Source organism: Oscillospiraceae bacterium, assembly GCA_009780275.1.
Taxonomy (GTDB): domain Bacteria; phylum Bacillota; class Clostridia; order Oscillospirales; family UBA929; genus WRAI01.
Window position 1 is genome coordinate 77,450 of record WRAI01000004.1, and the last position, 10,519, is coordinate 87,968.

The 10,519-nt window shown below is 44.3% G+C and carries 9 protein-coding genes; 5 read left to right on the forward strand and 4 right to left on the reverse strand.

Annotation, left to right across the window (positions count from 1 at the left end):
• From FWE06_02420 to FWE06_02430, 3 genes are all read left to right on the forward strand, one after another.
• Positions 1-1,569, forward strand: a complete 1,569-nt coding sequence (locus FWE06_02420) for an O-antigen ligase family protein (GenBank protein MCL2546036.1) — start codon at positions 1-3, stop codon at positions 1,567-1,569.
• Between the two features lie 115 nt (positions 1,570-1,684).
• Positions 1,685-2,008: a metalloregulator ArsR/SmtB family transcription factor gene (locus FWE06_02425; GenBank protein ID MCL2546037.1), complete on the forward strand. Its 324-nt coding sequence runs from the start codon at positions 1,685-1,687 to the stop codon at positions 2,006-2,008.
• 280 nt (positions 2,009-2,288) lie between these two features.
• Positions 2,289-3,170, forward strand: coding sequence for a signal peptidase I (locus FWE06_02430; protein MCL2546038.1), 882 nt, complete (start codon positions 2,289-2,291; stop codon positions 3,168-3,170).
• A gap of 47 nt (positions 3,171-3,217) precedes the next feature.
• Here the strand turns inward: FWE06_02430 and FWE06_02435 are convergent, their stop codons facing one another.
• From FWE06_02435 to FWE06_02445, 3 genes are all read right to left on the reverse strand, one after another.
• Complete coding sequence (locus FWE06_02435; protein MCL2546039.1) at positions 3,218-3,985, reverse strand: class B sortase; 768 nt, start codon at positions 3,983-3,985, stop codon at positions 3,218-3,220.
• A gap of 90 nt (positions 3,986-4,075) precedes the next feature.
• Entirely contained in the window at positions 4,076-5,530 is a 1,455-nt protein-coding gene (locus FWE06_02440; GenBank protein ID MCL2546040.1) for a hypothetical protein, read from the reverse strand.
• 337 nt (positions 5,531-5,867) lie between these two features.
• Positions 5,868-6,677, reverse strand: coding sequence for a response regulator (locus FWE06_02445; protein ID MCL2546041.1), 810 nt, complete (start codon positions 6,675-6,677; stop codon positions 5,868-5,870).
• A 123-nt stretch (positions 6,678-6,800) separates the two neighbouring features.
• Between FWE06_02445 and FWE06_02450 the strand changes: the two genes are divergently transcribed.
• A complete protein-coding gene (locus FWE06_02450; GenBank protein ID MCL2546042.1) occupies positions 6,801-7,379 on the forward strand; it encodes a hypothetical protein in 579 nt (192 codons plus the stop codon).
• Between the two features lie 91 nt (positions 7,380-7,470).
• Entirely contained in the window at positions 7,471-7,965 is a 495-nt protein-coding gene (locus FWE06_02455; protein ID MCL2546043.1) for a hypothetical protein, read from the forward strand.
• 60 nt (positions 7,966-8,025) lie between these two features.
• Here the strand turns inward: FWE06_02455 and FWE06_02460 are convergent, their stop codons facing one another.
• Positions 8,026-9,645 (reverse strand): Na/Pi cotransporter family protein, encoded by a 1,620-nt coding sequence (locus FWE06_02460; GenBank protein ID MCL2546044.1) that lies wholly within the window; start codon positions 9,643-9,645, stop codon positions 8,026-8,028.
• Positions 9,646-10,519 lie beyond the last annotated feature (874 nt).

The following is a 10,519-nucleotide window of genomic DNA, read 5'->3' on the forward strand; positions in this document are numbered from 1 at the left end:
ATGCAACAGCTGCAAACATGGAAATATAGTGTAACCCATCGCTGTACGGCATGGGTCACGCGTGTTGCCAAGCAGAGTGTGTTTTATCAAGTATTGCAGGCAATGGTGCGTATGTTCACGCAATCTTATACTGCTGGTATTGTTTGCCGTTTGCTGCGGCGTGATTGTGCGACAGCGCATTCGCGCTATGCGAGGATTGTGCGGCATGCAGACAACAGGCTTCGCCCTGCGGGTGAGGCAATCAAGCGCGGTTGGACAAACAGTTTACTCGGGCGGCTTGCCCATGCTTTGCGGTGGCGTGAGGCGCGTGACAACAGCCTGTTGGCCTTTTCTGTGCGGCGAACATGTTTGGTGGTGTTGGCATTATATTTGCCTATAGATGTTATTCTGCGCGCCGTGTCACCCACGCCGCTGGTTCCCGCGTTGTGGGATGCCGTGTTGTTTGCCGTGGGCATTGCGATTGTTCTCGCGCGGCGCATGCAATCAAATCGCACAATTGATGGCATTACCGGCATTGATGCGCCGATGCTTTTCTTTATGGCAATTGGCGTATTCTTGTGGTTGGTCAATTCGCCTGATATGTTGATTGGCTTTACGGGTTTGCGTACAGTGATTCAGTTTATGCTTTTCTTTTTCTTTGTGACATGGCTGGTTGAGACGCGTGAGGACATTAAATTTTTTCTATACCCATTTTTGGTGTTGGGCTTAATTGTGGCGTTTCACGGCATTTGGCAGTACGCCACAGGCGTGCCGATGCCGGGACGTTGGGTTACCGGCGTTGAAAATGAATTTATTCGCACGCGGGCTTTTTCATTCATTGGCAGTCCCAATGTTATGGGTTCATTGCTTATTCTATGGGTTCCATTGATGGCGGCAATGGCGTACAGGTGGAAGAGTTTTTATCTGAAAGTTGTGGCGTGGGCAGGCGTAGGTGCGATGGCGTTGGCGAGTGTGTTAACCTTTTCGCGCGGCGGGTGGATTGGTTTGGCCGTTGCGTTGCTATTGTTTGCGCTGATTGTTGACCGCCGATTGTTGCTCTTGTTGGGCGGTGCAATACTGCTTGCGATGTCAATTCCGGCGGTGGGCGGGCGCATTGCTTTTATGTTCTCGGAAGATTTTCGTGCGGCGTCGGCGCTGGCAGGGCGCGATATGCGTTGGGATTTTGGTATGAATCTATGGCGCGAGGGCAATGTTTGGCTTGGATTCGGTTTGGGTCGCTTTGGCGGTGCGACGGCAATGAACAACCAAGTTATCCCTGAAATGAATTATTTTTATATGGATAACTATTATGTCAAGACGCTTGTCGAGATGGGTTTGCTTGGTTTGCTGAGCTTTATTTTCCTTTGCCTAAGTGGCTTGTGGAACGCCGCGCGAAGCATTTTCGCCACGCGGGAAAATCGTACTGATAAAGTATTACCTGCCGCGATTTTTTGTGGTGCGGTGGGCATCTTGGTGCATTGCTTTTTTGAAAATGTCTTTGAAGTGCCGTATATGGTGGCGTATTTTTGGGCATTGTTGGCAATTAGCGGGCGGTGGGCTGCATTAATAAAGACAGAAAAAGCGGCATGATGTCTTAGGAGCAGTATTCTGCAGCTCTACAAGATAAAATTTTTTTGCAAATACATATTGACGATTGCCAATGTATATGATATCATATAGACAGTCTTCGATGTGAGGTGCAACTATGGACAATCAAAAACTAGAACAAGTCACCCGTTTGAAAGCATTGGCTGATCCCAATCGTTTGCAAATTCTCCGTGTGTTGGCGCGCAATGAAAACTGTGACTGCGATGAAAATTGTGCTTGTCACTTATTGGAGAATGCTAATGTGTCGCAGCCTACGCTATCGCATCATATGAAAATTTTGTGTGATTGCGGCATTGTGCTGGGGTGCAAAGCGGGGAAGTGGATGCACTACCGGCTCAATCGTGACGTCATCAATGAACTGACGGCGTTCTTGGATGGATTGTGGAATACAAACGAAGGCTGTTTATGCAAAAGGAGGTGAATGTCATGCTGAAAGAGAATAAATGTGATTGCCCGTGCGGTTGCGGTGAAGTTTGCAGATGCACACCTAACTGCGGTTGTGGTTGCAAGGGTTAAGCAGAAATCCCCACGAAAGTTTCGTGGGGATTTCTGCTATCTTGTAGTTTATGAAAAGCAAAGCACTACATATCGTTTGAGCTAAAATACCGGTTGACGGAAATAGATAAGTATGATATTTTGAGGTATACCATTCTTTACTTATGTCATCCGGCGCGAAGCAAAAACAGAAGGGAGGGGAGAGAATGGCAAGTCATTTTCGTCCGCCAAAGCCTCCGCCAAAAGGCCCATTAAAACCGACTGTTGCGCCTGGCGGCAGTATGCCTCCTGTCATGGCGCCGTTAGATGAAAGAACCTCTCATGACACTATTGATGATAAAAAGACGCTTGAAATGCTACCGGACACGCCTTTGCCATGCCCGCCGGAACCTGAAATAGCACATGCAAAAACCTCAGAGCAAGAAGAGCTGTCCTCCCTCTATGTTGCCATTGACTATCAAATGCTGAATGGTCGCATTAAAGGTGGTTTGATACAGATATTCCGGCGCTTTCTTTTTAAATCACGCATTTCCGGCATTCTTTTCTATGCGGTTTTGGCTCTTTTTCTTGTTGTTGTGGGCATTTTCAGCGGCGTTGGCGATGATTCCCCACGTTATTTCTTTGGGTTTTCTGCGTTGAGAGTCATCAGCGATAGTATGGACAGCGAAATTCCGATGAACTCATTGATTATTATCCGCAGTGTTGACCCAGATGCAGTCCGCGTTGGCGATGATATTACATTTACCGATAGCCGCAACCGCACGATTACACATAGGGTCATTGAAATTATCGAGGATTACGAGGGAATAGGAGAACGAGGCTTTCAAACGCAAGGTGTTGATAATATTCGCCCGGACAGAGAGATTGTCGTACCTGATACCATTGCAGGGCGCGTGGTGTTTCACAATTTATTCCTTGGCAGGTTGTCAAGATTTATTTCTCAAAACGCGTTCCTCGTCAGTGTGTTCAGTATACTGTTTGTCGGGTTAATTGTGGCATTGAAGGTCTTTCTGTTGCCCGGCAGAGGGAAATTGCCGCAAACGCCTGGGCTTAATCTAAGCAATTCGTTTGCAAGCAAGGTCGAGTAGCATAATAAAAAGGTAAGCGAGGCATCACTTGCCTTTTTACTATGTGATCATATTTTTCGCGCGACAACAACCAACCTATAATCTGGTCGTGAGTTGATACAGGTTGAAAGTGTAATCAGTTTATCGCCATAGACCGCAGTAAGGCCTGTGTCATACAGGGAAAGCTCGATACAGCGGCGCAGAAAGTCGTCAAATTCAGCTTCGTCTGCGGCATTGACAAATTGGTGATATGGAAATTGAGTCGGGTTAGCGATAAAGATAAGGATGATTTCATACATGCCGAACCCGGCGCGTGTGTCGAAAGTAATCAGTGAATGCTCAGCAAAAAAGGATTGTTGTCTGTAATTCAGCAATTGGCCAAACATGCGGTCATTGCCCATGTTGTGCGCGAAAATGGTAATGTTGTCGCTGTGTGGATCGATGGAGGCGTGTTCGAAGATATAAGGTGTGCCGAATCGACAATCTTCACCCTCGAAATTGCGTCGCAAATAGAAATTCGGGCGATCAGGCGTGTGCATAACGGGATAGTTTATGTTTGTGCCGTCAATGGTAATCCACCCTATCATATCAGGGTTTTGCGTGAATAGCATGCCGTATTGGTCATATGTTGTCCATACGGGCGGTGGCGTGTCATTAGGCACTTGCGGCGGCAGCGATGGCGGTCGTTCGATTTGTGATGCCAGCGCGTTAAATTGTGCGCGGACATCGCGCTGCTCGGAAAAGTAGCGCCAAAGTTGCACGCCTGAAACGACGAAGACGCCAGCCAGCAGAATGATGATAATTGTCCAAATATATGAGCGCCGTCGGCGTGCCATTGCAGCTACCTCCATGGAATAAGTTGATACTTTTATTATACGGCATTATCACCAGAAAGGCAATAGTGGCGCAAATGTATGCTTTTTTGCTCAAAGCACGATTAAGTCCATGCCGGCTAATGCCGTCAACAGCACTTCTTGGCGATATTTTGAAATAATTTCTGACCGAGCTGCGCCGTCGAACGCAATGCTGATCATCTTGCCTGCACCGCTATGGCCGTATTGCCATTCCTCAATGCAGAAAGAGGCATTGCTCTCGGCGAGAAAAGCAAAAATCTCGGCATAGCCGTTGCCCGTGCCGTTGGTGCTATTGCCGTGCTGGCCCAGCTTTGCCAAGATATGGATGGGGAACTCGTGGGCATTGTCGATGATTTCAAACCGAAATATGCCGCCTTTTTCAGAAAACGTGGCGACGATTTGTTTTGATGTTGCTTTGGTTTGGTCTAGTTCTTTAATAGCATTGCTGACTAAATTGTCGACAAGCGCGGTAAATTTCATTTTAGATGCCGCCAACGAGTGCCATGACGCTCGATTTTGAACAGCGAATAGAATATTTCTCTTGGCACAATCTCTTATCATTTCTTCCAGCAAAGCTTGCAAGGGATACCACTCATCAGGCAGGGAGATCGCGTCTTTTGTATCGTCTATTGCGAGCTCTTGGCTCGTTTCATCGGCGAACTGACGAATGGCGTCTAAGCGTTTTTCAATCACCCCGAGACGAAAGACTTTGTCTGACGAACGGTCGTTGCTTGTGCTGGCTTTTAAGTCGTCTAATTCTTCCAATAGGGCTTGATGGGAAATGCCGACAGCTGAAATAATGCCTCGATATTTGTGTTGCTCACTGGTCAGGTCGCCAAGCTGTCCATTTAGATTTTGAGCTTGGCGCTCTAAATCTTTGAACTGTGCGTCAAACGATATGCGTTCACGATGTTTTTTGATTAAATAAATAATCAAAATGGTTAAGGCAAGGATGACAAGACCGAGCGCAATCGCTGACGTGTAAAACAAAAGATGGTCTGCTTCATGTGCATAAGGTCCTGCGATAAGGTATCCGCCCCAAAATGTTACAATAATTCCGGCAAATGCAAAAACAATGCCCTTGAACTCCTTGTCGTGTATTGCCGGAATGCCATTTCTTAATTTAATAATTTTATATATGGCAGAATAAATTAATGTTTCGACACATATCACTAAAACAAAGAACGCGTCGGTATCGTAAAATTGAAAAATAGAGCCTAGTGCGGCGGATACGAACGCCGATGCCATCCATGCGCAGTGTCCAAACAAAAAAGCCAATATCAGTGCTGCCCAGTTTATGGAATGTTGTGTTATTCGAAAAAATAAGCCAAGACTGGCAACTCCTGCGACTGTCCTAAATGGTTCGCCGACATATCCCAGTGATAAAAACATGATAACGGCAAAAAGAAAAGATGCCATCAAAATAGGGGTGGTCTTATTTGAGTGGGCATGAATGATTTTCTGATAAAATAATAAGATAATGATGCCGAGTAGTAGATTGCTCATGAATGTATGAACAAATAACATGATAACCCGCCTTTACCTTTTTGTCTATTATAACATGAAGCGACAAAAAAGGGAACAGGGTGCCGTTTTACAGTCGAAAAACAGATCCTATTCCCTCTATTGCAGCAAAAATTATCGATTAAAAACTATCCTGTTAAACGCTCGAATAAAACTAGCCATGCCGATGCCTCCTTTCGTCTTACATTTCAATTTTGGCATTGCGCCAACCAATTGAAGTATAAGGGCTTGAAGGCAAAAAACCTGTCAAAAAAATGAAGCGAAAATAAGCAAGTTTTGCAAGTTATCGAAAGAAAAAAGACACACATTTCAATGTGTGTCTTTTGGTGTGATTATGTTATCAGAAAATCTTTTCTTTACGGATTTTATCGGCGGTGTAAAGGATGAATTCCTTACTGGTGGGAACACCCCGGCCAATATCAATATAAGGAGTGTAGACTTTGCTTAAATCCTCGGTGTCAGTTTTTTCAAAAGCGTTATACAACAAACGTCGAATGGCTTTTTCTACTGCCTGTGGCTGCTTGCAAAATTTAGCGGAGATAAGGACAATGATTTTGTTTATTTTGACAAGGTTCGATTTTGGGTATTGCAAGACGCGGTAAATGGCTTCTTCCAGATATTCTCTGGCGGGGTTGCCATGTGATATGTAATAACGGCTTAGTTCGCTGTCGATTCTGGCGCGAATAAGTGCTTCCGTTTCCAGTTCGCTGTACTTTTGTTGCGTGTACGGTTCTTTATTGCGATGGAAAAAGTTAGACATCAAGCGTAAGTGTTCCAACACGGCGTCGGGGCTGTATGAGTGATTGTGTTTTTTGATGATAAAATCGGCGAGTTCATCCTTTGCCTTGGCGAGCGCCATGCTTTTGTCGCCAAAGTCTGTTACAACCAACAGATAAGGCTTGATTGCCAAATCACACTCCGTCTGGCGAATTTTGTTAAGCAGGCTCAGTCCATCGCCATCGGAAAGTTCTAAGTCAACAATCACTGCGTCGGGCAAACCGGTTTGAACAAGCTTGTATGCCTCATCGGCGCCGGTCGTTATCGATAATACAGAAAAATCATCGCTGCGGCTGATACACAATTGCAAGGGGCCGGAATAATTCACGTCATCCTCCACGATGAGAACCTTGTATCGCTTGTCATATCTCATGTCCACACCTCCGATAGTGCATTCTATCATAGATAGATGCAATTTTCAACCGTTGTCCAAAAAAGTACAATTTCGACAAAATCAAAGAAATATGGTATACTATACAAAAAGGGGATGACAGGCATGGATGTTATATTGACGACGAGTGTTTTTGAGCGCGAAGGATTTCTAACGATCCCGAAATCTATCAGCAAGGTATGGGAAATAAAATGTGGAGACCATCTGTATGCCAAGTTAAAAGATGGGAATGTCACCTTGCAAAGGGAAAATGGGAAAAACCTAGAAACTGTGGCGGTTTTGCCAGGCTTCGATGTGCAAATTCCTGAGCATTTTGCTGACAGATTGGGTTTTCCGGTCTGCGGTGAAGTGCAGCTGAAATTAGAGAATGATGTTCTGACTATTTATAAAACAAATGTCATCAGCATCTTTTCGCCGCAAGGAAACAGGGAAAGGTTGCGGCGAAAATTGGATGCCGAATTCGAAATGCTATTCCAAAAAAGCAGAAGTGAGTTGCTTGAAGATATTTATACTTTGTTGCTTTTAACAGAGTTAAAAGACGAGACGGTAAAGGGACTGCTGGCATTACCAAATGCATTGCAGCACATGCGACAGCGGATACGTGGGGACGATGAGTTTGAGGCATTTTTAGAAAAAAAAGTAAAAGAATTGACAGATGAACTGACAGATGAATTCAGGCAATGATAAAAAAGACAAAATTGTACAAAAATATACAGCTGGAAATGGTAGTAAAAGCAGGAAATTTCTTATATAATTATCTCACGAAGCAAATAATGTGGGGTGTGTAATTTTGTGTGAACAAATGGTGTTGCGGGATTTGGAAAATGAGAATTTGACAGCCATCAATGAAATGCTATGGGGCCTGGTGCACACGCATCATCGTTATTTTAATGAACTTGCAAGTTTGGCAGATGACAGCGATAATGTGAATGTTATCGCAAATTTGCTTCGAAATATTGGGCGGGATGGAGCAAAGCGTAGCTTGACTGTGTCCGTGAGAAATGAAAGTGTTGATATTGCTTTGCGCCGGCATATGTTGGCGGCTGTAGCGCATCACGCTGTTATTCATGCCGATCTTGATTTGTTGACTGATATATCGGTGCAGGCCGCCATCGGAGTTGTCCAAGCTCTCGAAAAAGGATTTGAAAAGACGATGGCGCGCAAGGAGAATGCCCAATTGACATTGGCTGTTAAACGGCGAGAGAAATGCATTTATATTGCGGTCAAGCATGCCTCAGAATGCGTTTTTGCTGAGAGTGTGGTGTTGTAAAAATGATTCCCCCGGCGAGGCAATTTACCTCGCCGGGGGATTGTTTTGGTACAGTCCTCGCTATTTCTTAACAGCTGATGCGATATTATACGCATGGTCTGCGCTGCGCTCTAGATCGATAATCATATCAGTAAATATAATGCCGCCTTTGGGGTCGCAGCTCTCTGTTTTCAATCTGCTGATGTGGTTTTCTGTGCATTGTGCCGCCAAACTGTCTATCTCTTCTTCCAACGCAGTAGTTTGCTGCAGATGAGATTCATCTTGTAGCTCATAGGCAGATAAGGCTTTTTCTGTGAGGTGTGTCGTTAAAGCACCTAACTTCATTAAGTCTTGTGTAGCGGCATCGGAAAATTTTATATTATTATCTTCAATGCACAGTGCATACTCCGCAATATTTTCAGCATGATCGCCGATTCTTTCGATGTCCAATAACAGCTGGAACATTTTGCCGACTTTTTCAGCTTCGGGGTTTGATAATATCGTATTGTTTATCCAAACCAATTTAGATGCAATGTTGTGATTCAAGTAGTCAACGACCTTTTCGTGTTCAAATACTTTATTGGCTTTGTCGGCATCTTTCTCAAAAAACGCGTCTAACGCCAACGCCAGATTTTCGTTTGCGATTTTTCCCATGCGGCACACTTCCAGATGGGCGTTGAACACCGCAGTTGCTGCTGTCGGTGCGGTGTTGGTATCGAGGTATAATAATTTCTTTTCATAAGCGGCGTTCATTTCTTCGGGTTTTAATGGGATTATTTTTTCCATCAACCTAGAAGCGTACTTGACAAACGGTAAGATGAGAAGCAGTGTTGCAATATTATACAGCGTATGGAACATTGCGACTTGGCGCGCGCTCTCCGACCAAGTTGCTTGAAACCAGCTCAAAATGGCAGGGAAAATAAAAATTAACAAACCGAAAATGGTGGTGCCGATGATATCAAACATGATATGAAATGTTGCAGCACGTTTGCTTTGACGATTGGCAGGAATAGAGGCGATGACTGTCGTAATGCTGGTGCCGATATTGATGCCCAAGATAATAAAGGCCGATGTTTCAAACGGAATCGGCACGCCGGCAATGTGCAGTGTCACCAAAAGCCCCATTGTTGCCGATGAGCTTTGGACGACAGCAGTAAATGCGAAGCCGGCCAATATAGCAAGTAACGGATTCTCAAAAGTGGTTAAGAGCGTATTAAACGACGGATCATCGGCAAGTCCTCGCAGCGGTGTTCCCATGACGGTAATGCCGAAAAACAAAACGCCGAAGCCCAGCACAATATAGCCGATATTCCGAATGTTCCTTTTCTTAAAGAACATATGCAGCATAATGCCGATAAAGATAAACAGCGGTGCGTAGGTATCAAGCCTGAACGCGACCAATTGTGCGCTGAATGTCGTGCCGACATTGGCACCCATAATAATGCCGATGGCTTGCATTAAATTCATCATCCCTGAGTTAACAAAGCTGACTGTCATAATGGTGACAGCCGTCGAGCTATTGATAACAATGGTGGCGAGGATGCCGACGATAACGGCTAGAAACCGATTTGAGGTCGCGCGCTGCAAAATAGTTTGCAGACGATCGCCCGCAGCGAGTTTCAATCCGTCCGACATCATTTTCATGCCGAATAAAAATAGGCCTAACCCGCCCAGTACCATAAATATGTCGCTGTATGTCATTTGTATAAACTCCCAACATATAATCATTCAATGTGAGATTGTTTTACCCTGTCGTATTGTAGCACTTTAAGGGGTTTTATGCAAGGCCTTTTTAGCATTGCGCGATAAATTCTTTTCATGCATATTTAGAAAGAATCTCTGAAAAAACGACTGCATTTTAACCGTGCAGTCGTTTTTTATCATCTAGTTTTTTTCAGTCGGCATATCCATAAACTATCTGTGGTCGGGAGAGTTAAGCGGCTCTATGCCCTTTGCATCAGTCGACTCGAAAACCACCGCATAACCACCACTGATTTCTGCGGAATTGATAAATCTTATCAAGGTTGGATGTTCTAAATTCCGATCCAACAGGGAGATAAAATCCGCCAAGAACTCAAAAAAATTAAATTGTCAAGTGAGCTTATATACAAAGCTCAAAACAGCGCTGAAAAATAACCTCATTGTATTGCTCGACCAAACATTTCCGGGGTTTCCACGGAGCTACTGCTCCGAAGACGCGGCTCGCAAACCGCGGAATATCCCCAGCTTTTAACATCGAAAAACCAAAAATTTTGTACTTGCATTTTAAGCAATAATAACCTATAATAACTTCACTTTTATGCGAATTGCATTTTTAGGGGTTGCGAAATTCAAAAAAACGCGCTATGATATAATTGATAAAAAAGTTGCTAAAGGCTATGTTTCATATGATGTTTTGATGTAATCTAAATGCCATAATTGAAGTCATAGTTAATGTGAGCAATTTCGCATCAAACGATTCGAGATTCTAAGCGAAAGGGATTGACAAATATGTTTGTGTCGCATTACAATTTTACAGACAGACAGACAGACAGACAGACAGACAGACAGACAGACAGACAGACAGACAGACAGA

Bases quoted from the DNA above. Each gene is read 5' to 3' on its own strand.
- FWE06_02420 (MCL2546036.1), top strand. From the start codon at position 1: ATGCAACAGCTGCAAACATGGAAATATAGTGTAACCCATCGCTGTACG.
- FWE06_02425 (MCL2546037.1), top strand. From the start codon at position 1,685: ATGGACAATCAAAAACTAGAACAAGTCACCCGTTTGAAAGCATTGGCT.
- FWE06_02430 (MCL2546038.1), top strand. From the start codon at position 2,289: ATGGCAAGTCATTTTCGTCCGCCAAAGCCTCCGCCAAAAGGCCCATTA.
- FWE06_02435 (MCL2546039.1), bottom strand. From the start codon at position 3,985: ATGGCACGCCGACGGCGCTCATATATTTGGACAATTATCATCATTCTG.
- FWE06_02440 (MCL2546040.1), bottom strand. From the start codon at position 5,530: ATGTTATTTGTTCATACATTCATGAGCAATCTACTACTCGGCATCATT.
- FWE06_02445 (MCL2546041.1), bottom strand. From the start codon at position 6,677: ATGAGATATGACAAGCGATACAAGGTTCTCATCGTGGAGGATGACGTG.
- FWE06_02450 (MCL2546042.1), top strand. From the start codon at position 6,801: ATGGATGTTATATTGACGACGAGTGTTTTTGAGCGCGAAGGATTTCTA.
- FWE06_02460 (MCL2546044.1), bottom strand. From the start codon at position 9,645: ATGACATACAGCGACATATTTATGGTACTGGGCGGGTTAGGCCTATTT.